Genomic DNA, 23,291 nt, shown 5'->3' with positions numbered 1-23,291 from the left:
CGGTCAAACCCAAATATCGGTCCGGTGCGCCGCAGCGAACAGGCGTTCTGCGACGTCGGAGGTGGTTTCTGCGACGCGGAAGGGCGCCGCGGGCCTTCACGGCCTCCGCGGCGCCCGGAAGGATCAGCTGCGCCGGCGGGTCAGGTGCACCGTCACTTCCTCGCCTTCGGTGCGGCCGATCGCCCGGCGGACGGCGGCGGAGACCGGCAGCTTGTGCGTGCCGTCGCCGAGCGCCATGAACGCGCCGTCGAACGGGTGGCCGTCGACGGTGCCTGAGACCTTGACCAGGCCCCGGGTGCCGAAGATCCGCGCCGAGTCCGGCATCTGCACGCAGATCCAGGTGTCGCCCTCGCGCACGCGCCCCAGCGTGGCGGTGAAGGTGATGTCCAGAGGTCCGGCGGCGCTCATGAGCCCGCCCCCGCCGTCGCAGGCGCCGTCCCGGTGATCGAGAAGGCGTTGCCGTCCGGATCCCGCCAGGCGAACATCGGGGGCACGCCCGGCCAGCGCAGGATCTCGTCCGCGTCGACGCCCGCCGCGAGCATGGCCGCGTGTGCGGCGTCCACGTCGTCCGAGGTGAACCGGATCCCGATCGCCCCGCGGTGCACCTGCGGATCCGCCGGTTCCAGCGTGAGGACGACATCCGCACTGCCCGGGGCGAGTTCGATCCACCGCCCGCCGCTGGGCGTCGGAATGTCGCGCAGCACCTCGAAGCCCAGCCCGCGGTAGAAGCGCAGCGCGTCGTCCTGGTCGTTCACGGGGATGCTCACCGCGCGGATGCCGGTGATGGGGGAGCCGTCCATGATGTGTCCCTTCGGAGGTCGTCGGTTCCGTTCATGGAGGTGACGAACGAGGGGACGTGCGATCGACAGGTCCGCCGGAGATTCTCTCCGGGCGGCGTCAGCGGAAGTTGATGAATCGCAACCCCAGCAACGGGCGATGACGGGACCTAGCGCGATCCGCGGAAACACGCGGAAATAGGCGACGGCTGACAACGGGTCGTAACGGGCTGGCGCGGACTTTCTGCGGACTCGCTGCGGACTCACGCACGTGTAGGACTTCCAACGTTGCGCCTCAGCGGACTGGTGACCCGTCGGGGTTCGTGACGCCAAGTGCTTCGGCCAAGCTCCCGAGCAGCGACCTTGCACTTTCGACGGTCTCTTCCTGCGCGAACATCGCGTTGGATCTCTCGAGGGCCGAGACGCCGAAGAGGAGTGCGTTCAGGCTTGCGGCGAGGTCTCGCAGGTCGCGGATGGGGAGCTCGTCGACGGTGACGAATCGTTCGCCGCCTTTCCCGTCCTTCACGAGTGCTTTCCAGCCGCCGTCGGGGCGGTACTGCATGCGGTCGAGCAGTGCTTCGATCTGGGAGTAGATCCTGTCGGTGATCTGTTGGCGGCGGGATGCCCTTGAGACGACGGCGGAGCGAACGGCGACGGCGGTTTGGGTTCGGTCGAAGTCGAGGCCTTCCTTCGCCGCCCACCGGCTGATCGTGGAGGGGTGCACGCCGACCTGTTTGGCGATAGCGGAACAGCCGAGCCCCTGATCGTGGAGCTCGGCCGCCTGCGCTTTCTGCTGCTCGTTCACTGACGCAGCCTGTCGCCTTCCGCGAGGAGGGCCCGTGCGGTGCGACGGATCACGTAAGCGAAGCGCAGTACGCCCAGGCCGGGGTAATACCACCCCATGACGATCACTCGCGCCAGACACGAGAGCACGATCGCGGCGGTGGCATAGAACACGACCAGGATGGTTCTCACCGTGGGTCCTTTCGATTGGTTATGCGGAGGTTAGACGGGACCGCTGACGTCCTAGACCAGGAACAAGATCGAGCCGGAGACGCTCACGCTCTGCACCGTGTACGTGTCGGCGAACGACACGAACGCGCCGACATTGATCGTGCCACCGCTGAGACCCGTGAGCAGCTGCGTGGCCGACGACTCCACCGACCCGAACTGCCCGCCTGGGACCGAGATGCGACGGGTATTCGCGCCGGCGCCCCCGATCCCCGGGGAAACGATGAGGTTGGCCCATGATCCCGCAGCCCCGCTGTTCGAGAGCCCTGCGGACGCGATGACGGTGACGATCGCACGAGAACATCCGGCCGGCACAGGGGTCGAGATCGTCGCGAACTCCGTCAAGGTCGCGGTGATCGTCGGCGTGACGAGACTGTTCAGCCCCACCGGCACCACAGTGGCGCCTTGCAGCGCGTCAGCGTGTCCGGTCGTCCCATAGATCTGGGTCGCGGTCGGCCGCTCAAGCTCCGACAAGCGCCGTTCGATCGACTGGAAGAGTACCCGCCAACGATCCTCGTCGCCCAGGTAGCCCGGTGTGTAGCCGTTTCCCATCGTTCCTCCTAGAAGATCCCGCCGAAACCGGGCATGCCGGCTAGACCGCGCCGCATGCGGGTGCCGAGCACTGCGCCGAGCACGTTCGGGTCGGTCTGCTGCACACCCGTGACATGGAAGTGCTGCTCGACCTTCGCACCCGCACCCGCTCGCACCTCGGCGAGAGCACGCTCGGGGTCGTCGTTGTACGTGCGGATGAACTGAGGGTCGTAGTCCGCCGACTTGCGCCGGATGACCATCTCGCCCGGGGTCAGCATCGCCGGGACCGTGTCCGTGCCCTGCGGCTGGAACAGGCCCGTACCCCCACCGGCCAGGTAGGCGGGGATGCCACCGCCGCCGGCGCGATACACGGGGCCACCTGTGCTGTACGTTCCCATGCGTCCGCTACCAGAGACAGACCCGTTGAGATCCGACATCGCCGACCGGACGTCCCGGATACTCGTAAGCGCATGCTGAATGTTCAACTGAACATCCGTCTCCACCCTCGTGGGGATCGACTTCACCTGGTCGATGTACGCGGCGACCTCCGGAGTCAGGTCGCCGAGAGCGGCGAGCTGGTTCTTCAGCGCCTGCTTGCCGTCCTCGAGCGCCTTGTTTCCCTGCTCCTGCGACGCGGTCTGAGTGACCACAGCGTTCGACACGTTCTCGATTGCCTGCAGGGCCTGCTCGAGCGACTGCCGGTTCGCGATCCCGGACTGGGTGTTCGTGTCCAGGGTTGCCCCGTTCTGCTGGAACGACTTCGTCGCGTTCATCGTCGCCGACGCGAGCGCCGTCTGCGCCATGCTCACGTTCAGCGCCCCGTTGTTCATCAGCTGCATGGTCTGGTTGAAAGCCTGCGCCGCGGCGTTCTCGATGTTCAACTGGGTCGACGCCCACGCCGTCTGCTGGGCGAGCTGCTGCTGCTCACGGGTCGCGGACGCGATCTGGTCCGCGGTCAGACCGAACGCCGCCTGCACGAGCCCCTGCTGCGTGATCTGCGTCTGCGCCTGCCCGGCAAGGATCCCGATCGCGCCGACCTGGGCCTGGTACTCCGATACGGCCTTCTCGATCGCGTGAGACTGATCGTTGATCGTGTCCGTCAACGCCTTCGCACTGTGCCCTTGGACGGTCATCACGTTGGCGTGCTGACCGCGAGCCCCGGTGAGGTGCACCGTCGCGTCGGAAGTCTTCTGCAGGCTCGCGATCAGGTCGTCCCGGGCGCTCCCTCCCTGCACGATCGCTGCTGTGACCGCAGCCTCGGAGATCCCGAGCTCCTTCGCCTTACCGATCGCGTCGGACGTGACGAGGTTCTTCGCGAGGACCGCCTGCGTCGCATCGCCGACGACGCCCTTGTCCTGCTGCACGGCGCCGGAGTAGTCCTGCAGCGCCGTCGACGCTGCACCGGCCGCGTCCGCGCCGGCGGTGAGCCCTGCGGCGAGGACACCAACGGCCGCGGATGCGGCGAGCATCACCCATCCGGCAGGACCAGATGCAGCCTCCACGGCCTTCATTCCTGCGGCGTAGGCATCTTCGGCGGACGCCCCGGCGGCGAGGGCGGCGTTCACGGCGATCGTGCGCGCTTCGGCGGCAGCCTGTGCGCCAGTGAAGTCGAACACGCCCTGCGTCACCTTGTCGAGGATCGGTGCGATGGTGTCGAAGTTGTGGAACGCCGCCACCGCCGCAACCGCTCCGAGCGCGATCGGCGGGAACATCGGCCCCAGCGACGCAAGCCACTGCAGCACGTGCGCGGCCCCGTCCGCTGTTGCAAGCATGGCGGTACCGAGCGGCTGCAGATCCCCGACGATCTTGAGCACCGCGTCGCCGAGAGTGCCGAGCGTGTCCGTCACCAGCGGGAACACTCGCTGCACATCGTCGCCCCACTGCTGCAAACCGCCGTTATGGATCCAGCGATCCCACTGGAATGCCATGCCCTGGATCCCAGCCTCAGCCTCGTTGAACAACGGGTTCAGAATGTGGAAGCCTGTCACGATTCCGTCGACCGTGGTCCCTGCGATCGTGCCGAGGCCCGACGCGAATCCGCTGATCTCCGCGTTCAGTTGCGGCATCTGCGAGTCGATCGCGCGCATCGACGCCTCGACACCGGTGAGGATGCCCGAGGCCGCGGTCTGTTCGAGGGCGTCAAGGTCCTCGTGCAGTCGGGCGACGACGGCCGAGTAGATGCGGCCCTCGTCCGACCCGGACGCCATCTCTCCCTTGATCCCGGCGATAGCGGCGACACCTGCAGCGCCGAGGCCGAGGAATGCGCCCGTGCCGGCCGCTGCCGCGCCTACTAGATCAGCGAGCATCGGGAGAGTGGACGCGATACCGATCGCCCATCCGCCGTAGTAGCCGACGCCACCACCGCTGCTGGCGGGCGCCTTGCCATCGGTCTTGGCATCCGCGGTTGGTGTCTCACCAGGAGGAACAGCCTGCACGTTGCGGAGAGCGATCTCCGCGGCGATCTGCCGCTGCTCCGCGGCCTCCGCGTTCCGTGACGCGCGAGCGACAGCCTCGTTCGCGGCAGCCAGCTGGTACGCGGACGCGGTGCCCTTCTCCTGGATCTCCGCGAGCCGCAACTCGGCAAGGTACTGCGACGACGCGGCGTTCGCTGCCGCACGGGCGGCAGCATCCAGGCGTGTCTCAGCCCGGGTGAGTTCGTTCGTCTTCGACGCGACCTCGTCGATCTTCGCCAGAGCGGTCGCGACATCCGCGTGCACGTTGACCGTCGGGTCGGACCGGCCAAGCTCCTCCGCGGTCGCCTGAGCGCGCCGCATCTTCTCCTGGTAGTCGTCGTCGTCCGCGCCGATGTACGCGACGATCGAACCTTCGGAGACAGGACCGTTCGACATCAGCTCAGCCCAGGAAGATCACCAGTCACGTTCCGCGTCTGCTGCGCGACCTGCGCCGGCGAGGGATTCCCCTGTGCCACGTCTTGAAGCTGCCTGGTCAGCCAGTCGACGCCGAGGGTGTCGTAGATCGCCTGCTGCTGCTGGTTGACGCCTGCCCACCGCTCCTGCGAGCCGGCGAGAGCGACCGCGGCCCTGGGGTCGTCGAACGTGAGAGCCTCGCCGTTGACGACCACGCGGTCGCTGCGCTGATCGATGACATCAACTTCGCCCATGAGCAGGGGGCCCTTCACCAGCTGGAAGAAGTCCGGGCTGTCGAGCTGCTGCCGGGTCACCACTCGGCTCGTCAGCTCGACCGCACGAGACTGCACCGGCCACCCGTTGATGTTCTGCCAGGTCCGGCCCCACTGATCGGTGAACAGATCAGCCATGATCGTTAGCCCTTCCGGTTCGATGCGTGCAGCTGCTGGAAGTCCGCGAGGTCCTTCTGGTACTTGCGCTGGGCGATGAGCTCCTCCGGGGTGAACGTCACCTGCGGATCCCAGGCGCCGAACAGATGCGGGTGCTTCTCACGCGCCTGCTCCTCCGTGATGACGGTGATCCCGGGAAGGGGGAAGACACCGCCGTCGACGCCGCGCGCGGTCAGGAACTTCTCGTAGTGCTCTTCGGTGACGGAGTGGACGGCGCCGAGCTCGTTCTCGATGTAGATGGTCATGATGATTGCCTTTCAGGTAGTGGTGGTCAGAGGCGGACGGACAGGTCGTCGGCGATCCGCTGCAGCAGTTCACGGAGGGGAACGACACGCCCGGAACGGTCGCCGAGCGTGAAGCTGGCCACCTCCGGAGCTGCCGCTCCGTGTCCGAACAGCGCCTTCGCGGCCGGCGTCTCCGTGAACGTGTTGATCGGGTCGCCACGGTGTGCAAGTGCGTACACGTGCCGGTTACGGTCCATGAGCCGATCGTTCAGTGCGCGAATCATCCCGACGATGTTCTGAAGCTCTCCGGTGATCTCCGCATCGCTGATGCCAGCGTCGATCCCGTCGAGATGCTTCTTCACGAACGCGTCGAACTCTTCGGCGGCGAGCTGCTCCGCGAGCGCCGCGGCCTTCTTCTCCGCGGCGTCCTTCCGCAGCTGCGCGAACCGTGCCAGTCCTCGAGCCTTCTCGATCTGTTCGACATCGACGGAGCTGTCGCCGTCGCGGACGCGCTGCTCGAGGGTGTCGACGAGCGCTTCGGCGTCCGTGACCTCCTGAGCCGCGTCGGCGAGGATCTGCTTGGGGCTGCTCGGCACTTCGGCCGGCTGGTTGGTGGCCATGTCACTCCTTCAGGTCTGTGACGTCGATCAGATAGATCAGCCCGACCCGGCGGGAGGGGATCTTCCCCCTACGAGCGAGTTCCCTCACCCACCGGGCCGAGCATCCAAGCAGCGGAGCCGCTTCCATGACCGACACCCACAGCCTTTCAGGGCGCTGACCTGGTACTTCCGCCCCGGGAAGTACCTCACGGATCCGGACGGACTCACCGACCGCGTAGACGAAATCCATCAGCAGCGGCGACCCGACCCCGTCACGGCGTTCGACGTCTTCCCGGTACTTGCGTTGCATCCAACCGAGCACGCGCCGCAACGCCTCCGGGTCCGACACGATCGACCCGTCCGGCCGGATGTCGAAGTCCTTCACCCCGGTTCGCCGCCCTCCAGGCCGTCGATGATGCCAGCGAAACGCACATCGTCGGCGATCGCACGCATCAGGCGTTGACCGCCCGCCGGGTTGACCGTCGCATAGTGCAGGCCGATGAACGTGCCGACGGTGTCGAGGACGTTGAGGACGTCGACGATGCCGAACTCGAGGCCAGGCCGGTTCCCCTCGACCTGCAACCGCTGCCAGACGTGATCGCGGAGATCCGTCGCCGGGTCCGCGACCTTTCGGTTGACCAGGTCGAGCGCGACCTCCCGAATCCACTCCACGTCGACGCTCACGACGCACCGCCGCGCGCACTTTGGTTGCGCTGGTACCCGGCCACCTCGAGCGCATCTGACGACCGCCGGCCGGCAGACGGACCCAGCCGTGTTGCCAGCTCGTCATCCCCAGCCAGCGGCGCCGGGAGGCGGCGCAATAGTGAGCAGGCTGGAACGTGACGTCGGCGGGTCGCCGCGTCCACAACTCGTTCCCCCCTCCCGTCCCCCTCCGGGGGAGCGTCGAGCGGCAGAGCCGCCCGACCACGATGATTTCCCTTCGGATGATCGAGAGTTTCGAAGACGTGCTCCGGCCCGGCCGAGCCGGGGCGCGCAAGAGCACGCACCCCAAGCCCGGCAGAGCGACCAACGAGAGTAGTTACTACCTTCGTGGCAACAGAGTTACCTGTAGCGATTACCCCGTTACGGGCGCAATAGTTGCCCATAACTGCGGCCAGATATGGGTTACACAGTTGCCCGTAAATATGACGGCAGCGTGATGCGGTATCGAGTCGATCGACGAGGACCACCCGGTTCCATGATCTCGACGATGCCCTTGTCAACGAGGACGCCGAGGGCCTTCCGAACACCAAGACGAGACATGCCGAGGTCGTGCGCGAGTCGCTCCTGCGAGGGGTAGCACTCGCCTCTCGCGTCCGACCTGTCGGCCAAAGCGAGAAGGACAAGTCCCTGCCCAGGTGTGAGCTCGTGCTGAGCGATTGCTTGGCTGCGGAGTATCTGACGGAGCGATGTGCGCGCCACACGGCCTACACCTCCTCGTCGACGGGCGCCGGCCGCCGCAGGTTGCGCATCCGCTCGGCCGCAGCCTTACGCTGAGCCGCAGACACGGTCCGGAGCGCGCGAATCGCAGAGAAGATCTTGAAGTTCTGGATCTTGACCCGGAAGTCGCCCCAGTCATCGCCTCCCTCGACCTTGCGCACGAAATCGTGTGACTTCGACAGGGATTCGAGCTTCCGCAGGTGCGGGAGGTTCGACGTGTAGATCGACACCTCCGCGTCGTCCCGGTACCAGGTGATCGTTGTCTCCTGGGCCTCCCGGGCGGTCATCGGCTCATCACCGCCCCTGACGCCTCGAGCCCCGGATGCCGCGACAGCCATGAGCGGATCTCAGCCCGCGCGTGCACCAGCGACACCAGCCATTCGTCGATGTCGCGATCGAAGTTGGTCGAGGTGCTCGCCCACTCGTCGACCGGGTGCAGGGAGAACTCCCACCGCGCGGAGTCCACTCCCTCGACGAGCGTGATCCGCAGCGTCATCGGCAGCCGGTCTCCGACCGTGATGCTGGTCGTGTGCGAGCCGTCCCGAACCGGACCATGACCGCGACACCAGTCGAGCCGGTCGCAAGGCACGATCGCGGTCGACGTCCCGTCCGTCCACGTGTAGTCCTCAGGAGTCGCGTCGGGGCCGTTGAGCCAATCCGCGCCGATCTGCGCGATCGGCTTGTTCTGGAACCGTGCGACGCGACCGGTGGCGTTGTCGCGGATGTCGGTTCCCACGACGACATAGCGAGGTCCCGAGGCGCTCATGCGGTTGCTCCGATCGCACGGGCAGCGTTCGCACGCTCGCACTCGGCACGCATCCAGTTGAGGTCGTTCACGAATGCGGCGACGTCGGCCGGGTTGCCAGCGAAGTCATCCGCGTGCACGTCCACGAACCAGGGTTCCGTGCCTTCCAGCGGTCGGCGCACCCCGATCGCCCACGACTTCCCCGCGGTGGCACTCACGGCCTCGTCGAGGACGTGATATTCCCAGTCGGGGTGCCACTTCGCGGTGCACAGTGGCTCATCGCAAACGACCGCGTCCGGGGAACGGTCGATCATCGAGTACGGATCTCCATACGGCCGAGAAGCCGTCCCCGTCGTGAACGTGAACTCGTCGGCCCAGTCGGCGTCGACGTGCTCCCAGATCTGGCCGAAGCCCTCCCCGCGGCGCGCGACGTCTACCATCCAGAGCAAGAAGTTCATGTCATCGACGTTCGCGCCCTTGTACAGGGTCACCACGAAGCGACGTTCCCCATCGGCAGGCGCCCACTTCTGAATGTGGACCACGCCGCCCTGACGCCACTGTTCACCGTCCACGGTGCGCCAGACCCGCGCCCGCCGCCCGGTGCTGGTGCGGCGCACGATGACAGGGGTGATCTGCAGCTCTTCACCGAGCACGCGCAGGCCTCGTGGGGGCGCCCCCGACTTGAGCTTCCCGCCTGTGGCGATCGTGGCCACCGTCGGCGCGTCCTCGATCACGATCCGTCGGTCTGCGGCGACTGTCCCGCGGCGCGCTACCTTCGCGCGAGCATGCCGGGTAGCCTTGTCACTGACCGAATCCGTACCCGGCTTCTTGGTCGTGCCCTCGCCCTGGCCGGCGAGGGCTTCCTTCATTTCGGTCATGCTCAGTTCGCCTCCTCGAAGGCGGCAGCGATGAACGCGTCGACATCTGACTCCCGCCAGCAGCGCCGCCCGGCGATCATCGCGCTCCTCGGCGCTGTGCCCCTCTGGATCATCCAGCGCAGTTGTGCTTCGCTTCGACCGAGTCGCTCAGCGACCTCCGGGGCGAAGATGATTCTCGTTCGTGCGGCATCAAGCCGCGGGGTATCAACCATCCGTCTACTCCTGTACTTGCGTTACAACGCAGCTTCTCTGCGCTGTACGGCAACATACTGGCACTTGCGTTAGAAGTCAACTACGCTCATCTACATGGCAGATCCTCAGCGCCCTAGAGAGCGCGGCAATCCGATCGGGCCGACTGCTCGCACCGTCGGCGAGAACATCAAGCGCCTGCGTGGGGACATGGGAGTCACCCAGGCAGAGCTCTCGAAGCGCCTTGCCGCGAACGGGCGCCCGATCCCGGTTGCGTCGATCGGTCGAATCGAGAGCGGCGATCGTCGCGTCGAAGTAGACGACCTTGCTGCGATTGCGATTGCTTTGGGCGTCGGCCCGTTGGCACTGCTACTGCCTGACACGAGGTTGCCTGTCGACGTGGTCGAGATCACGGGCTGGGGAAAGGCCCAGGCGCGTGAGGCATGGTTCTGGGGAGCGTCCGGCGTACCGCTGACAGAACTTGACGGCTCGATCGAGGACATGCAATCCGAGGTGGAGTGGGCTCATCAGAGGTCATCGCCTTGGTGGCTGGTGGCGCCGTATGTCAGCGTCACTGACATGTCGGCACAGGACCAGGCACGCATGATCGCCTCATGGGGGATGCGCGAGGTGGGGCGACTGCTCGACGACTCTCCCGACGCTGAAGCCGTGATCTACGATCCTGACTCCGGCGAGGTGACGTTCCGTAGGCGCAATCCAATCGACGGAGACGATCATGGCGAGCATCCGGCAACGTCCTGATGGCGTCTGGCGGGCCCGCTACCGCGACGACACCGGCAAAGAGCATGCTCGTCACTTCAAGCTGAAGCGGGACGCGCAACGGTGGCTCGACGAGGTCACGACATCCGTCGTCACCGGCATGTACGTCGACCCCCGCGCCGGCTCAGCACTCTGGTCCACATGGACGGACGCTTGGATCGAACGGCAGGCGTGGGCAGACGGCAGCGTCGAGACCGCCCGGACAGCCGTGCAGAGCGTTTCGTGGCTGAATGATCCCATCGGGAATGTGAAGCCCTCCCACGTGCAGGCATGGGTGAGCGCGGAACAGAAGCGTGGGCTTGCTGCGTCAACGATCCGGACTCGCCTGAACTTCGTTCAGATGGCATTCCGGGCCGCGGTGCTCGACAAGGTCATCCCGACGAGCCCAGCCCTGGGGATCAAGCCGCCCCGAGCCCGCAAGGTCGAGGCAGGCATGCAGATCCTGACCGCGGAGCAGGTTGCGACGGTGCTCGCTGTGGCCGGCGGGTTCCGCCCTTTCGTCGAGGTGTGCGTGTTCGCCGGGCTCCGGCTTGGTGAAGCGGCCGGCCTGCAGCTCGGCGACGTGAACTTCCTCAGGCGGACGATCAGCGTCCGCCGCCAGGTGCAGGGGTCGACGAACAAGGCGGCGAAGATCGTCCCGCCGAAATATGGATCCGTGCGCACGGTCTTTGCGCCGGCAGAGCTCATGACGGCGCTGTCCGCGCACGTCGCAGCCGAGGGTCTCACGGAGCCCGATGAGCAGATGTTCCGCACTCCATTGGGGCGACTTTGGCAGCGAAACAGCGCGGGGGGCGAGTGGCGGCGGATCCGCACCGAGGTAGGGCTGCCAGACGAGGTCACGTTGCACACGCTCCGGCACACGTTCGCGTCGAACCTGATCGCGTCCGGGTGCGATGTGGTGACCGTGCAGCGCGCTCTCGGACACGCTCAACCGTCGATCACGCTCAACACGTACTCGCACCTGTGGCCGTCCGCTGAGGACAAGACCAGGGCAGCGACAGCCGAGTTCATGACCGCGACGCGTGAGGCTGCGCCGCGGCGTGCAAGCGGCTGATGCGCGTGCTACGGCTTGAACGGTGCGTCGCACTCCGGATGCGCCGGATCCGGCAGCGTGATCGTCCGTGAGGGCTGCTTCGAAGCATGGCTCGACGGGGAGAAGTGCGAGCACCAGCGCGGCAACGTGACTCCGATCCGGAGGGCAGATCGCTGAGCACGGCCGCTGCTCGAAAAGCTGGGTTGATACCAAGGTGTCCGCACTAGGCTTGCTACCCTCACGAGCAACAACAGGAACACCGACAACGAAGAATTCGTTGATATCTCTGAAGATGACTCGTCATACTTGGGTTGATTCTCAAGTAGCTGAATAGGGATGAGATGAGTGACCATGGCCAAGAAGCTTCGCCAGGTAGCGAAGAACGGGGTCTACGCGATCCGCAAGATGCCCAAGACGCCGAGAGTGCTTCCCCCAGACGCAACGTTCTTCATCGACTCCGAGGTCCAGCTGGAACTGCTGAAGCGAGAGTTGGAGCGAACAGCGCACCCGGCACCGACGAGCCGAACAACGACATCCGAAACGAGGGTGGCGAGCAGCGTGTTGCCTCCGACGATGGCGAGCCTGGTCTAGATCTCGATCGCGCCGAGTCCGCGGTCGTCGCGGAACTTGTGGAGGACGTCGCCGAAATTCGGCAGATGCTCCAGATGACCTACTTCTCGGGTCCATTGCCTGAGTCGGACGACCTCTACAAGTACACGCCCGACCATCAGGAGCGCATCTTTCGCATCGCTGAGGCGAGCTCCTCAGATGAATCAGCTCGCCGAGATCGCGTCACGGACGCGCAGATCAAGCAGAGCAACCGTGCCCAGTGGATTACTCCCGTGCTTCTGGTCGGCTTCGGTGGTGCAGCGGCCACCTTCTACGCGCTAGGTCAGCCTTGGGCTGGCCTGGCGTTCTTGGCGATGCCGGTACTCAGGTTCCTGGGAACATTCGTTTCGGCTTTCGCCATCCGCCGAGACCGAAAGAGCGACGACGACGAGAGCAAGTAGCGTTCTTCGCCACTCGGACCTTGTCGTCGCTAATGGACTTCCGCTAGGCCAGGAGGAGCGCCGAACCCGGATGTGCTGTGCGTGTGCAGGTTGCGCCGATGCTCTCCGATTTTGATCGCGTCGTCCATGTCCAGCGGGAGTGCACGTAGAGCCGTGGTCAGGGTGATCGTGTGCTGGTCCTCGTAGAACCCCACCCACCGGCCGACCTCCGCGGCGAGGAGGTCGATCCTGTTGCCGGCGATCTCGTACAGCTCGGCGACCACCGGACCCGGTTCTTGCGTGTACTGGTTGCGGTGCATGGTGGCACTGAGGCGCACGCAGAGTGCGGTGTCGGGGGCGAGGGGACGGGACGGCATGCGGTCAGGCTACGCGACAGCGCCGACATCACGGCCGCCCGATAGAGTGCGCGCATGGATTCCGGTTGGGCGGTTGTTCTTGGTGCCGTGATCGCATTGGCTGGGTCGGCGATCATTCCTTGGATTCGCGAAGGGACTGAAGCTCAGCGGGCGCGTGCCGAAGCACAGAAGGAGGGTCTCCAGAGTGCGATCGTCGAGCTGCTGAGCGTCAACGCCGAGATGGCGGTCGCGGTGGTCGCGAATGACGATGCAGAGTTGAGAAGCACCTACAGCAAGCGGCAGAGGGCAACTGCTCGGCTGCTGTTCCAGGTCAGGAGCCTCGAACGTCAAGCAATCAGTGATCTCCTCGCGAATACTCTCCCGACGCCTCCACGCGCCTTTGGCGCAGATCCTGGGATACTTCACATACCTTCATCTCGCGAGTAGGCTCCGCGCGTGGGACTGATCTGGGAGTTGCTTGAGCTGCTCGTCAAGCTGGCCGTGCTGCTGTCGTGGTTCACGGTGCTTGTCATTGTCAACGTCGGTTGAAAACTGACCCCTTTTCGTCGGCGAAAGTTGACCCCCTCGGGTTGTGTGGTTAGTGGTCCGCGCCCGGTGTGGGCGGGGTCTTGAGGAGCTCGCGTCGGGCCCTTGTTCGGTAGGAGTCGCCGCCGAGGGTGAGGACCTCGGCGTGGTGGACGAGGCGGTCGATCATCGCGGCGGCGACGATGTCGTCGGCGAAGATCTCACCCCACCGGCCGAACGGCATGTTCGAGGTGACGAGGATCGAGCCCTGTTCGTAGCGGTGCGCGATGAGCTGAAAGAACAGGTTCGCGGTGTCGGCGTCGAAGGGCAGGTAGCCGACTTCGTCGATGATCAGCAGTCGGTAGCGGCGCAGTCGTTTCAGTTCGTGCTCGAGCCGGTTGTCGCGGTGCGCAGCGTGCAGGCGGGCGGCCCATCCGGTGGCGGTGTCGAACGCGACCGGGTAGCCGGCGTGGCAGGCCTTGATCCCCAGCGCGATGCCGAGATGGGTCTTGCCGACACCGGGCGGGCCGAGCAGCACCACGTTCTCCGCTTTCGGAACCCAGGTCATCGTGGCCAGGTGCGCGAGCACGTCGCGGCGCAGCGTGGGCTGGTGGTCGACGTTGAAGTCCTCAAGGGTCTTCACCGCGGGGAAGTGCGCGCCGGAGATCCGCAGGCTGGTGCCCGACGCTTCCCGATCGGCGACCTGGCGTTGCAGCACCGCGGTCAGATACTCCTCGTGCGACCAACCCTCCGCTCGCGCCGTGACAGCCAGCTGCTCCCAGACCCGCCCGATCGTGGGGGTCTTCAGCGCCCGGGCGAGGTAGCCCATCGTCGCGGCGATATCGGTGGCGGGCATCAGAACACCTCCCCGGTAGTGGGGTCGAAGTCCACGCCGAACAGCACGTCGTAGTCGGAGGTGTCCCGGAACATCACCCGTTGCGCCGGCAGGACCCGGCCCGCCCGCTCCCGGTCGCGTTTCGCTGCGGAGTACTGCGAACGCAGCCCCTTCGCGATCATCACGTGGGCAGGGTCGGTGACCACCGCGCCGGTCGCCCAGCAGCGGTCGTGGTCGGCGACCGCGGTGCCGTCGCAGACCACGATCACCCGCTCAAGGGTCGCGGTGACATCCACCAGCCGGCCGATCACCCGTGGGTCGACGGAGTAGTCGTTCCCGTCGACACGGACGTAGTAGTCCCTCCCCAGCCGGACCCGCGTCTGCAGGCCCGTCGCCGGCGGACGCGGCGGCAGCGCCGTCATCGCCGCGATGTCCCGGTCCAGCACCTCGATCGGCCTTCCGCTGAGCGAGCGGACCGTCCGGCTGTTCGCGACGGGCAGCCAGTCCGCGAGTTGGGTGTTGAAGTCCGCCGGCGAGGCGAACTGCCGGCCGGGGAGAAACGAGGTCTCCAGGAACCCGTTGTTGCGTTCGGTCATGCCCTTGAACTCCGGATCCCGCGGCGGCGCCAACACCACCCTGGTTGCCAGCGTCCCGGCGAACGCGGCTGCCGCGGCCGTCACCACCCCCTTCCCGCCGATCGCGGCCTCCCGATCCCAGACCAGCGTCTTGGACACCGCGCCGACCTGCGAGATCAGCTGCCACATCCCCGCCAGAAGGTCCCCGGCCTGCCGGGACGGCAACATCAACGCGGACAGGAACCTCGAATAGGTGAGCGTCATCACCAGCACCGGCAGCATCGCCGCCTGCCCGAACCCGACCGGGACCCGCGGCTCCGGGAACCACAAGTCCATCTGCGCCGCCTGCCCCGGCTCATGCACCAACCGGTCCGCCGGGTCGACACCCGCGTACTCCGGGCGGATCTGCCGGATCCGGTCCTTCAGGATCGTCAGCGAGTGCTGCCACCCGATGCGCTGCGCGATCACCGTCGCCGGCATCTTCGCGTCCACCATCAACAGCTTGCGGACCTCGGGCTCGACCGCGTCGACCAGCGACTGCTTCCCGGCCCGCTGATACTTCGGCGGCGCGTCAGACGCGAGCGCGGACCGGACCGTGTTCCGCGCGATCCCCAACCGCCGCGCGATCGCCTTGATCGGCACGTTCTCCGCCCGATGCAACCGACGAATCTCTGCCCAGTCTTCCAAGTTGATCACCCTCCAAGAGTGCTCGGAGGGGGTCAAGATTCCCCGACGCTACGGGGTCAGTATTCACGCGTCGCCGACAGTCATCGTCGGTTCCGGCTGGCTACTCATCGTGCTTGTGCAGGTGTTCATGCGGCGACGGATGTCCAGATTCCCGCGGGAGCTCTCCCGGATCACGTCGCATCTGATCAGGTGGACGTTCTGACGGCGTTACGGATACAGGATCTGAGCGTCTGCAGCGTCCGTGCGAGGCGGCTAGACCAGGCCGGTCCTGTCCGGATGCCCATCCTTTGATGCGAGACTCCGGAAGGTGCCTTTCGCGGGGACATCGTCCCGGTTGAGTTCGACCACAGCGCGGTCGAACTGGTCGATCAGTGGAGCGCGACGCACGGTCGGCTCCGAGGTTGTCGGGCGCGTGTAGGTCTTCCCATCCAGGCCGGTGACCTTCACGGGCTTCGAGGGGGAGACATCTGTCTCTACCTGGGCCTTCTCGATCGCTCGGAAGTCACGCTGTATGGTGCGCTCGGGAACGTCCACGGCCGTCGCGATCGCGGCGCGACTCAGTCCCTCACCGGAGAGGTATCCGACGAGTTCCTGCCGCTCTTCACGACCCAAGCGCATCGGCTCGTCCGCGAGCGTGTCCGCCAGATACGCGGTCCACGGTCTGAGCACGCGCTCACGCTCTTCAAGCGGCGGCTGCCTGGGTGCCGAGGTGCCGGATCTCCGCGGGTGTCATCCCGGCCCACATGCCAGCGGTCGGTTTCCCGGCGATCGCGAACGTCCTGCAGAGCTCCAGCAGTGGGCAGGCATGGCAGATGCCGCGCATCATCTCCGTCTGTTCAGGGTCGAAGAACCGGTCGTGCGTGAACATCTCGAGGCCGTCGCACGCTGGGGGAGTGTCTTCCATTGCCCGGACGAGGGCCGCATGCTCGGGCTGACCGATGAACTCGGGGAGCTCGGCGATCACATCAGCGAGCGTTGGGCCGGATCCTGCGGTGGACTCGTCAGAATCACCCGCGGGAACCTCACTGGTCGGTGTCTCAGCGCGTGGGCGGCGCTTGAACCGGTCGGGCACCTCCGGGACCGTCATCCCAGCATTCACGGAGGCTTTCCGCATCCGGTAGAAGTGCACCGGAGAAGCCTGCATCTGGTCCCGCCACCATGTGAGGAGAACCTGCTCGTCGACAACTCGGACGCGCTGCCCCGTCTCGTCGACCCGCCAATGCATCGGCATGCCCTGCCGGCGCCACCGCTTGATGGTGCGATCGCTGCTCTTCGTCCGTCTCGCTGCCTCGAGGTACGTCAACCAGACCTGATCACTCACGCGACAGTCTTAACACCCCACAGCGACAATCGTGGTGATCAGCCCTCGTAGCGCTCCTGCTCTTCGATCCACGCGTCGACCGAGGCCTGCTTCCATCGCAGATATTTGCCGACTTTGATCGCTTGCGGTCCCTTCGCAGGGCGCGCGGTCCGCCAGAAATACAGCGTCTTTGGTGAGACCCCGATCTGCTCTCCAACCTCCTCGATCGTGAGGAGCCGGCCGCGGGCGCGGTTCACGGCAACATCGGGCTGAGGCGGTACGGGCGCCGGTCGATGGCTGTCAGCGTATTCGGCGGCAGCGAGTAGCGCCCGCGCCAGGTGGTCGGCAATCTCGCGGATGGTGCGTTCACGTTGATCCATGCGGCAAGACTCTCGCGGCTCGCTATCAACTGACGCGGGAGATCGCCCACTCGTCCGGCTTCACGAACCGGGCCGGCGCGTGCCCGTGCTCGTCGACCTGCGCGGCGAGGTCGTGCACGAGCAGACCGCCGTCGGCCGTCCCTGCCACGATGCCGCGAATCTCGTCGGTCCCGTCGATCCGGCTTGCCAGCACGTCGGTCCCGTGCCCCAGCGTGCTCCAATCCGGCTCGGTCGCGTAGGTCATTTCGACCCCTCTCTCACCAGTTTTGCGGACTCCCTGCGGACTGAGGAAGAGAAACCCCAGGTCAGAAGCACCCTTTACCGGAAGTTGATGAACTGCAGATCCAGGTCGAGGTCGGATCCCTTGAGCAGGGCGATCACGGCCTGCAGGTCGTCGCGGCTCTTGGACTGCACGCGCAGCTCGTCGCCCTGGATCTGCGACTTCACCGACTTGGGGCCCTCGTCGCGGATGATCTTGCTGATCTTCTTCGCGTTCTCCGAGCTGATGCCCTCCTTGAGGGTGGACTCGAGGCGGAACTCCTTGCCGCTCGCGGTGGGTTCGCCCGAGTCGAGGCTCTTCAGCGAGATCCCTCGCTTGATGAGCTTGGACTGGAACACGTCCAGCACCGCGCGCGCACGCTCGTCCGAGTTCGCGAGGATCACGATCTTGTCGCCGCTCCAGGCGATCGACGCGCCCACGCCCTTGAAGTCGTAGCGCTGCTCGATCTCCTTGCGGGCCTGGTTGAGGGCGTTGTCGGCCTCCTGGCGATCCACCTTGGACACGATGTCGAATGAGCTGTCAGCCATACAGGCAGTGTAACGAGCGACGACGTCAGGCGGTTCCGTGCACGGCGCCGCCGGGGCGCGCCGTGGAGGAGCGCACCACGAACCGCGGCGTGAGGGTGCGGTGCTCGGGCGCGGCTCCCGGGTTGTCGAGCTGCGCGAGCATGAGGTGCGCGGCGAGGCGGCCCTGACCCGCAGGGTCCTGTGCGAGCGTGGTCAGTCCGAAGAACGCGGAGAGCTTGTGGTCGTCGATCCCGACGACGGAGAGGTCGTCGGGCACGCGCAGACCGAGGTCGCGGGCGGCGAGGATGCAGCCGATCCCGATCTCGTCGCTCGCGGCGAAGATCGCCGTGGGGCGGTCGTGCGCGAGCAGGGCCTTCGCCGCCGCGTAGCCGGACGGGATGTCGAAGTCGGCCTCCCAGAAGCCCGACTCCTCCCTGTCGAGCCCCGCTGCGCGCATCGCCGACAGCCAGCCGTCGTAGCGGGCATCGCCGAGTTGGAAGGCGCTGGCGATCGTGCGGCCCGCGCCGACGTACGCGATCCGCGTGTGTCCGAGTGAGAGCAGGTGCTCGGTGGCGAGCGTCGCCATCCGCGCGTTGTCGACGTCGACCGCCGTGGCGCCCTCGATGTAGCCGCCCACGGTCACCACCGGCTTGCCGAGCGCGCGCAGCGCCCGGATCTCGTCGCCGGTGAGTTCGATGCTCGCAGCGATGAGGCCGTCGATGCTGGCGCGGCGCAGCGAGCTGCCGAAGACCTGGTCGCGCTGGGAGTCGTTGCCCTGCAGGTCGTACAGTGTGACGTCGTACCCCTGGCTGAGCAGCACCGACTCGATGCCGGTGAGCAGGTCGGTGAAGAACCAGCGGTCGATGAACGGCACCATGAAGCCGATGTGTCGGGTGCGCCCGGAGGCGAGCCCCGAGGCGTTCGACGAGATGACGTACCCGAGCTCCGAGGCCGCGGCGAGGACCTTCTCCCGGGTGGCCGCCGACGCGGTCTTGCCGTTCAGCGCGCGCGACACGGTCGCGGTGGAAACGCCGGCGAGCCGCGCCACATCGGCGATGTCAGCCACGCTGCCTCCTGGGGGGATCGGATCAGGGAAGAGTATCGGGCCGGAGCGCCGAACCGGGACGTCGAGCATGCAGTTGACGCTCGGTTCGCAACATTGTTGTAAACGTTTGCGAGTAGCGCAACCCCGGCACTGTGCAGAGGATCCGTGATTTTTCGGGGGCTCAAGGACGCCGTGCTGAGATCTTTACAGAAACAGGCATTGCGCAGAGGCTGACTTCGTCGCATACTGTAAACGCTTGCAACATGCAGGCGAAGCGCGCCGCACCCGAGCGGGACGCCGATCGTCGTTGATCCGCGCTTGAACAGCACCGAGAGAGGTACACCGATGAAGGTGAACAAGAAGAGCGTCGTCGCATTCGCCGCACTCCTCGCGGCCGGCGCACTGGCGCTGACCGGCTGCGGCGGCAGCAGCAGCGGCGGAGGCTCGACCGCAGGAAGCGACAAGTCCACGAGCTCGCTCACCGTCTGGGTCGACTCCAACCGTGCGGCCGCCATGAAGCAGGTCGCCGCCGACTTCCAGAAGGACAAGGGCATCAAGATCAACCTGGTCGTCAAGGACTTCGGGAAGATCCGCGACGACTTCACCGCCCAGGTCCCCACCGGCAAGGGCCCCGACGTCACGATCGGCGCCCATGACTGGATCGGCTCCTTCGTGAAGGACGGTCTCGTCGCTCCCGTCGAGCTCGGCGACAAGGCGTCGAAGTTCGAGAAGGTCGCCATCTCGGCCGTCACCTATGACAGCAAGGTCTACGGCCTGCCCTACGCGATCGAGAACATCGCGATCCTGCGCAACACCGCGCTCGCCGACTCCACGCCGGCCACCTACGACGAGATGATCGCGAAGGGCAAGGCCGCGGGCACCAAGTACCCGTTCCTGATCGGACTCGACGCCACCACCGGCGACGCGTACCACACCTACCCGTTCGAGACGTCGTTCGGCGGTCAGGTCTTCGCGCAGAACGCCGACGGCAGCTACGACGCCAAGAAGCTCACCATCGGCGACGAGGCGGGCCAGAAGTTCGCCACCTGGCTGGGTGCACAGGGTGCGGCGGGCATCTTCAAGCCCGGCCTGACCGGAGACCTCGCCAAGGCCGCGTTCAACGCGGGTGAGTCGCCCTACTTCATCACGGGCCCGTGGAACCTGCCCGACGCCGAGAAGGCCGGCATCAAGGTCTCCGTCGACCCGATCCCGAGCGCCGGCGGCCAGGAGGCCCGTCCGTTCGCCGGCGTGCAGGCGTTCTTCGTGAACGCGAAGTCGAAGAACACGATCGCCGCGAACGAGTTCCTGGTGAACTACCTCGCCACCCCGTCCGTGCAGACCGCGCTGTACAAGGCCGGCGGCCGTCCGCCGGCACTGACCGAGTCCTTCGACGCCGCGCAGTCCGACCCGGCCGTGGCCGGCTTCGCCAAGGTCGGCGCCAAGGCCGTGCCGATGCCGTCCGTGCCTGAGATGGGCTCGGTGTGGGACGACTGGGGCAAGGGCGAGGTCTCGATCATGAAGGGTGCCGACCCGGTCAGCACCTGGACCACGATGACCCAGAACATCCAGTCGAAGATCGGCTGATCCGGCACTGAACCACGGTGCGGGAGGCGCGCCATACGGCCGCCTCCCGCACCCATAACCCGCAGTCGTCATTGTTGAAGGGGTCGAGATGACGGGTCCTGTCGTGCAGGAGAAGCAGGAAGCGCAGCAGGCGAGGGCGATGTCCGTCGAGGACAGGGCCCGGCACCGCAGGCAGCGCCGCGCTGCCGCCTACGCTGAGGCGGCAGCGGCCGGCTGGAAGGTCTGGATCGTCAAGATCCTCGCGCTCGCCATCGTCGACGCGATGGCCGTGTATGCGGTGTTCGCGCTCGCGTCCAGCGAGCAGTGGATCGCGGCGGCGCTCGTTGCGATCGGCGTGGTCGCGATCAACGCCGTCTACCTCATTCCCGGGCTGCTGCCGGCGAAGTACCTGACCCCGGGTCTGGTCTTCCTGTTGATCTTCCAGATCTTCGTGGTCGTGTACTCGGGCTACATCGCGTTCACGAACTTCGGATCCGGTCACAATTCGAGCAAGGAGGATGCGGTCAGCGCGCTCCTGCTGCAGTCGCAGACCCGCGTCGCGGATTCGCCGACCTACCCCGTCAAGATCCTGGAGAAGGACGGGAAGTTCTTCCTGCTCACCGCGGATCCCGACACCGGCAAGACGGAGCTCGGCGGCGCCGCGCAGCCTCTGGCGAGCGTGCCCGGTATCAGCTCCTCCGGCGCCCCCGGCTACACCACCCTCGACTTCCAGGGCGTGATCGCGCACCAGGACGACATCGCCAAGCTCGCGGTGCCGATCGCGAAGGACGTCAACAAGGGCTACCTGAAGACCACCGACGGATCGAACGCGTACCTGTTCACGTCCACGCTGAAGTGGGATCCGAAGGCCGACACGATGACCGACACCAAGACCGGCGTCGTCTACAGCGACACCGGCCACGGGGCGTTCACGGCCGAGGACGGCACGAAGCTGCTGCCCGGTTGGCAGGTCTGGGTGGGCGGCGAGAACTTCGTCCGCGCCTTCAGCGACCAGTCCATCCGCGGCCCGTTCTTCGCCGTGCTGCTGTGGACGTTCGCGTTCGCGATCCTCTCCGTCGCCACCACCTTCATCCTCGGGCTGTTCCTCGCGATCGTGTTCAACGATCCGAAGATGCGCAGTCGCAAGTACTACCGGGTCATCATGATCCTGCCGTACGCGTTCCCCGCGTTCCTGTCGGCGCTGGTATGGGCAGGCCTGTTCAACACCGACTTCGGCTTCATCAACCAGACCGTGCTCGGCGGTGCCTCGATCCCGTGGCTCACGGACCCGTGGCTCGCCAAGATCGCGATCCTCATCGTGAACCTCTGGCTCGGCTTCCCGTACATGTTCCTCGTGACCACGGGCGCGCTGCAGTCCCTGCCGGACGACGTCGTCGAGGCGGCCAGAGTGGACGGCGCGAGCGTGTGGCAGACGTTCCGCCTGATCAAGTTCCCGCTGCTGCTCGTGGCGGTCGCGCCGCTGCTGATCGCCTCGTTCGCGTTCAACTTCAACAACTTCGGGCTGATCTTCCTGCTCACCGGCGGAGGACCTCAGATCGCGGGGGCGAGCATCAACGTGGGCTCGACCGACCTGCTCATCTCGATGGTCTACAAGGTCGCCTTCGTCGGCAGCGAGCGGGACTACGGCCTCGCGAGCGCTTTCTCGATCATCATCTTCGTCCTCGTCGCCGTGATCTCGTTCATCGGGTTCCGGCAGACCAAGGTGCTGGAGGACCTGAACTGACATGACCACCCAGATCGCTTCCCCCGAGACATCCGCCGTCGTCGCGACGGGACCCGTGCTCCACCAGCGCCGTCCGTTCGGCCGCTGGTTCCGCGAGACCGGCTGGCGCCACATCATCGGCATCGTGATGCTCGTGTTCGCGGCCTTCCCGCTCGTCTACGTGCTCAGCGCCTCCCTCAACCCCGGCGGCACGCTGCTCAGCACGAACGGACTGTTCTCCAAGATCAGCCTGCAGAACTACGTGCAGCTGTTCCAGGATCCGATCCGTCCCTACGGCGCCTGGTTCCTGAACACGATCTTCATCGGCCTGCTGGCTTCGCTGTTCAGCGTGCTGCTGTGCGCGCTCGCCGCATATGCCTTCTCGCGCATGCGCTTCCGCGGACGCCGGGCGGGGCTGATGACCCTGCTGCTCGTGCAGATGTTCCCGCAGCTGCTCGCGATCGTGGCGATCTTCCTGCTCATGTCGGCGATCGGCGACATCTTCCCGGCGCTGGGGCTGAACTCGCAGATCGGCCTGATCCTCGTGTACCTCGGCGGCGCGCTGGGGGCCAACACGTTCCTCATGTACGGGTTCTTCAACACCATCCCCGCCTCGATCGACGAGGCCGCCAAGATCGACGGCGCCGGCCACGCGCGGATCTTCTTCACGATCATCCTGCGTCTGGTGGCGCCGATCCTCGCCGTCGTCGGCCTGCTCGCCTTCATCGGCATCACCGGCGACTTCCTCATCGCGTCCACGGTGCTCATCTCCCCCGAGAAGCAGACCCTCGCCGTGGGCCTGTACCAGTACGTGTCCACCGACGCGAAGAACTACGCCGTGTTCGCGGCCGGCGCCGTGCTCGCGGCGATCCTGCCGATGGTGCTGTTCCTGTCGCTGCAGAAGTACATCGTCGGCGGGCTCACCGCCGGCAGCGTCAAGTAGCGCGCACTGCTCCCGCCGGGTCGCGGAGGCAGCGACCCGGCGGATCCGGCACAATCGAAGAA

The 23,291-nt window shown here is 66.3% G+C and carries 33 protein-coding genes and 1 pseudogene; 9 read left to right on the top strand and 25 right to left on the bottom strand.

Annotated features, from left to right (window positions below):
* Positions 1-123 precede the first annotated feature (123 nt).
* The 16 genes from ACYQ1L_RS16145 to ACYQ1L_RS16070 all read right to left on the bottom strand — a co-directional run bounded on the left by ACYQ1L_RS16145 (position 124) and on the right by ACYQ1L_RS16070 (position 9,732).
* On the bottom strand, positions 124-408 hold the full coding sequence (locus tag ACYQ1L_RS16145; protein ID WP_460005047.1) for a DUF1905 domain-containing protein: 285 nt from the start codon (positions 406-408) through the stop codon (positions 124-126).
* Positions 405-800, bottom strand: coding sequence for a VOC family protein (locus ACYQ1L_RS16140; protein ID WP_460005046.1), 396 nt, complete (start codon positions 798-800; stop codon positions 405-407). Before ACYQ1L_RS16140 ends, ACYQ1L_RS16145 begins: the two co-directional genes overlap by 4 nt.
* A gap of 271 nt (positions 801-1,071) precedes the next feature.
* The gene (locus ACYQ1L_RS16135; RefSeq protein WP_460005045.1) at positions 1,072-1,581 is read right to left on the bottom strand and encodes a helix-turn-helix domain-containing protein; all 510 of its coding nucleotides are present in this window, start codon (positions 1,579-1,581) and stop codon (positions 1,072-1,074) included.
* On the bottom strand, positions 1,578-1,751 hold the full coding sequence (locus ACYQ1L_RS16130) for a hypothetical protein (RefSeq protein ID WP_460005044.1): 174 nt from the start codon (positions 1,749-1,751) through the stop codon (positions 1,578-1,580). The genes ACYQ1L_RS16135 and ACYQ1L_RS16130 overlap by 4 nt, the downstream gene beginning before the upstream one ends.
* A gap of 51 nt (positions 1,752-1,802) precedes the next feature.
* Positions 1,803-2,339, bottom strand: a complete 537-nt coding sequence (locus ACYQ1L_RS16125; RefSeq protein ID WP_460005043.1) for a hypothetical protein — start codon at positions 2,337-2,339, stop codon at positions 1,803-1,805.
* A gap of 8 nt (positions 2,340-2,347) precedes the next feature.
* On the bottom strand, positions 2,348-5,167 hold the full coding sequence (locus tag ACYQ1L_RS16120) for a hypothetical protein (protein ID WP_460005042.1): 2,820 nt from the start codon (positions 5,165-5,167) through the stop codon (positions 2,348-2,350).
* On the bottom strand, positions 5,167-5,595 hold the full coding sequence (locus ACYQ1L_RS16115; RefSeq protein ID WP_460005041.1) for a hypothetical protein: 429 nt from the start codon (positions 5,593-5,595) through the stop codon (positions 5,167-5,169). Before ACYQ1L_RS16115 ends, ACYQ1L_RS16120 begins: the two co-directional genes overlap by 1 nt.
* Positions 5,596-5,600: 5 nt before the next feature.
* On the bottom strand, positions 5,601-5,879 hold the full coding sequence (locus tag ACYQ1L_RS16110) for a hypothetical protein (RefSeq protein ID WP_460005040.1): 279 nt from the start codon (positions 5,877-5,879) through the stop codon (positions 5,601-5,603).
* 26 nt (positions 5,880-5,905) lie between these two features.
* Positions 5,906-6,478, bottom strand: coding sequence for a hypothetical protein (locus tag ACYQ1L_RS16105; protein ID WP_460005039.1), 573 nt, complete (start codon positions 6,476-6,478; stop codon positions 5,906-5,908).
* Position 6,479: 1 nt separating this feature from the next.
* Positions 6,480-6,842 carry a helix-turn-helix domain-containing protein gene (locus ACYQ1L_RS16100; protein WP_460005038.1) on the bottom strand — a complete coding sequence of 121 codons (363 nt, stop codon included), beginning with the start codon at positions 6,840-6,842 and terminating at the stop codon, positions 6,480-6,482.
* The gene (locus tag ACYQ1L_RS16095; protein ID WP_460005037.1) at positions 6,839-7,141 is read right to left on the bottom strand and encodes a hypothetical protein; all 303 of its coding nucleotides are present in this window, start codon (positions 7,139-7,141) and stop codon (positions 6,839-6,841) included. Before ACYQ1L_RS16095 ends, ACYQ1L_RS16100 begins: the two co-directional genes overlap by 4 nt.
* A 441-nt stretch (positions 7,142-7,582) precedes the next feature.
* Positions 7,583-7,879 (bottom strand): helix-turn-helix domain-containing protein, encoded by a 297-nt coding sequence (locus ACYQ1L_RS16090; RefSeq protein ID WP_460005036.1) that lies wholly within the window; start codon positions 7,877-7,879, stop codon positions 7,583-7,585.
* Positions 7,880-7,884: 5 nt separating this feature from the next.
* Positions 7,885-8,184 (bottom strand): hypothetical protein, encoded by a 300-nt coding sequence (locus ACYQ1L_RS16085; RefSeq protein ID WP_460005035.1) that lies wholly within the window; start codon positions 8,182-8,184, stop codon positions 7,885-7,887.
* On the bottom strand, positions 8,181-8,663 hold the full coding sequence (locus ACYQ1L_RS16080; protein ID WP_460005034.1) for a hypothetical protein: 483 nt from the start codon (positions 8,661-8,663) through the stop codon (positions 8,181-8,183). Before ACYQ1L_RS16080 ends, ACYQ1L_RS16085 begins: the two co-directional genes overlap by 4 nt.
* Complete coding sequence (locus ACYQ1L_RS16075; protein ID WP_460005033.1) at positions 8,660-9,520, bottom strand: hypothetical protein; 861 nt, start codon at positions 9,518-9,520, stop codon at positions 8,660-8,662. The genes ACYQ1L_RS16080 and ACYQ1L_RS16075 overlap by 4 nt, the downstream gene beginning before the upstream one ends.
* A gap of 2 nt (positions 9,521-9,522) precedes the next feature.
* Positions 9,523-9,732: a helix-turn-helix transcriptional regulator gene (locus ACYQ1L_RS16070; protein WP_460005032.1), complete on the bottom strand. Its 210-nt coding sequence runs from the start codon at positions 9,730-9,732 to the stop codon at positions 9,523-9,525.
* 94 nt (positions 9,733-9,826) lie between these two features.
* Here ACYQ1L_RS16070 and ACYQ1L_RS16065 point away from each other — a divergent pair, with 94 nt between their 5' ends.
* The 5 genes and pseudogenes from ACYQ1L_RS16065 to ACYQ1L_RS16050 all read left to right on the top strand — a co-directional run bounded on the left by ACYQ1L_RS16065 (position 9,827) and on the right by ACYQ1L_RS16050 (position 12,532).
* Positions 9,827-10,471 carry a helix-turn-helix domain-containing protein gene (locus tag ACYQ1L_RS16065; protein WP_460005031.1) on the top strand — a complete coding sequence of 215 codons (645 nt, stop codon included), beginning with the start codon at positions 9,827-9,829 and terminating at the stop codon, positions 10,469-10,471.
* A pseudogene (locus ACYQ1L_RS20130) lies at positions 10,446-10,517 on the top strand (hypothetical protein); the annotation flags it as partial. The gene ACYQ1L_RS16065 and the pseudogene ACYQ1L_RS20130, both read left to right, overlap by 26 nt.
* A gap of 312 nt (positions 10,518-10,829) precedes the next feature.
* Positions 10,830-11,543 carry a tyrosine-type recombinase/integrase gene (locus ACYQ1L_RS16060; protein ID WP_460005030.1) on the top strand — a complete coding sequence of 238 codons (714 nt, stop codon included), beginning with the start codon at positions 10,830-10,832 and terminating at the stop codon, positions 11,541-11,543.
* A 330-nt stretch (positions 11,544-11,873) separates the two neighbouring features.
* Entirely contained in the window at positions 11,874-12,113 is a 240-nt protein-coding gene (locus tag ACYQ1L_RS16055) for a hypothetical protein (protein WP_460005029.1), read from the top strand.
* A 65-nt stretch (positions 12,114-12,178) separates the two neighbouring features.
* A complete protein-coding gene (locus tag ACYQ1L_RS16050; RefSeq protein WP_460005028.1) occupies positions 12,179-12,532 on the top strand; it encodes a hypothetical protein in 354 nt (117 codons plus the stop codon).
* 29 nt (positions 12,533-12,561) lie between these two features.
* Here the strand turns inward: ACYQ1L_RS16050 and ACYQ1L_RS16045 are convergent, their stop codons facing one another.
* Positions 12,562-12,888, bottom strand: a complete 327-nt coding sequence (locus ACYQ1L_RS16045; RefSeq protein ID WP_460005027.1) for a hypothetical protein — start codon at positions 12,886-12,888, stop codon at positions 12,562-12,564.
* A 54-nt stretch (positions 12,889-12,942) separates the two neighbouring features.
* Here ACYQ1L_RS16045 and ACYQ1L_RS16040 point away from each other — a divergent pair, with 54 nt between their 5' ends.
* The gene (locus ACYQ1L_RS16040) at positions 12,943-13,314 is read left to right on the top strand and encodes a hypothetical protein (RefSeq protein ID WP_460005026.1); all 372 of its coding nucleotides are present in this window, start codon (positions 12,943-12,945) and stop codon (positions 13,312-13,314) included.
* A 151-nt stretch (positions 13,315-13,465) separates the two neighbouring features.
* Here the strand turns inward: ACYQ1L_RS16040 and istB are convergent, their stop codons facing one another.
* From istB to ACYQ1L_RS16000, 8 genes are all read right to left on the bottom strand, one after another.
* A complete protein-coding gene (gene istB, locus ACYQ1L_RS16035) occupies positions 13,466-14,248 on the bottom strand; it encodes an IS21-like element helper ATPase IstB (protein ID WP_460002272.1) in 783 nt (260 codons plus the stop codon).
* On the bottom strand, positions 14,248-15,498 hold the full coding sequence (gene istA / locus ACYQ1L_RS16030; protein WP_460002271.1) for an IS21 family transposase: 1,251 nt from the start codon (positions 15,496-15,498) through the stop codon (positions 14,248-14,250). Before istA ends, istB begins: the two co-directional genes overlap by 1 nt.
* 243 nt (positions 15,499-15,741) lie before the next feature.
* Positions 15,742-16,158: a hypothetical protein gene (locus ACYQ1L_RS16025; RefSeq protein ID WP_460005025.1), complete on the bottom strand. Its 417-nt coding sequence runs from the start codon at positions 16,156-16,158 to the stop codon at positions 15,742-15,744.
* 13 nt (positions 16,159-16,171) lie between these two features.
* The gene (locus tag ACYQ1L_RS16020; protein WP_460005024.1) at positions 16,172-16,453 is read right to left on the bottom strand and encodes a WhiB family transcriptional regulator; all 282 of its coding nucleotides are present in this window, start codon (positions 16,451-16,453) and stop codon (positions 16,172-16,174) included.
* Positions 16,454-16,848: 395 nt separating this feature from the next.
* Positions 16,849-17,169 carry a helix-turn-helix transcriptional regulator gene (locus ACYQ1L_RS16015; protein ID WP_460005023.1) on the bottom strand — a complete coding sequence of 107 codons (321 nt, stop codon included), beginning with the start codon at positions 17,167-17,169 and terminating at the stop codon, positions 16,849-16,851.
* Positions 17,170-17,194: 25 nt separating this feature from the next.
* Positions 17,195-17,413, bottom strand: a complete 219-nt coding sequence (locus tag ACYQ1L_RS16010; RefSeq protein ID WP_460005022.1) for a hypothetical protein — start codon at positions 17,411-17,413, stop codon at positions 17,195-17,197.
* A 74-nt stretch (positions 17,414-17,487) separates the two neighbouring features.
* Positions 17,488-17,976: a YajQ family cyclic di-GMP-binding protein gene (locus tag ACYQ1L_RS16005; RefSeq protein ID WP_159574835.1), complete on the bottom strand. Its 489-nt coding sequence runs from the start codon at positions 17,974-17,976 to the stop codon at positions 17,488-17,490.
* 25 nt (positions 17,977-18,001) lie between these two features.
* The gene (locus tag ACYQ1L_RS16000; protein WP_460005021.1) at positions 18,002-19,021 is read right to left on the bottom strand and encodes a LacI family DNA-binding transcriptional regulator; all 1,020 of its coding nucleotides are present in this window, start codon (positions 19,019-19,021) and stop codon (positions 18,002-18,004) included.
* Between the two features lie 324 nt (positions 19,022-19,345).
* Between ACYQ1L_RS16000 and ACYQ1L_RS15995 the strand changes: the two genes are divergently transcribed.
* The 3 genes from ACYQ1L_RS15995 to ACYQ1L_RS15985 all read left to right on the top strand — a co-directional run bounded on the left by ACYQ1L_RS15995 (position 19,346) and on the right by ACYQ1L_RS15985 (position 23,229).
* The gene (locus tag ACYQ1L_RS15995) at positions 19,346-20,584 is read left to right on the top strand and encodes a sugar ABC transporter substrate-binding protein (RefSeq protein WP_460005020.1); all 1,239 of its coding nucleotides are present in this window, start codon (positions 19,346-19,348) and stop codon (positions 20,582-20,584) included.
* 88 nt (positions 20,585-20,672) lie between these two features.
* Positions 20,673-22,307, top strand: coding sequence for an ABC transporter permease subunit (locus ACYQ1L_RS15990; protein WP_460005019.1), 1,635 nt, complete (start codon positions 20,673-20,675; stop codon positions 22,305-22,307).
* A gap of 1 nt (position 22,308) precedes the next feature.
* On the top strand, positions 22,309-23,229 hold the full coding sequence (locus tag ACYQ1L_RS15985) for a sugar ABC transporter permease (RefSeq protein WP_460005018.1): 921 nt from the start codon (positions 22,309-22,311) through the stop codon (positions 23,227-23,229).
* Positions 23,230-23,291: the final 62 nt, after the last annotated feature.

This window comes from Microbacterium xylanilyticum (assembly GCF_054654695.1).
Note: the sequence above shows the minus strand (reverse complement) of the source record. Positions and strands in the feature narration are given on the sequence as shown.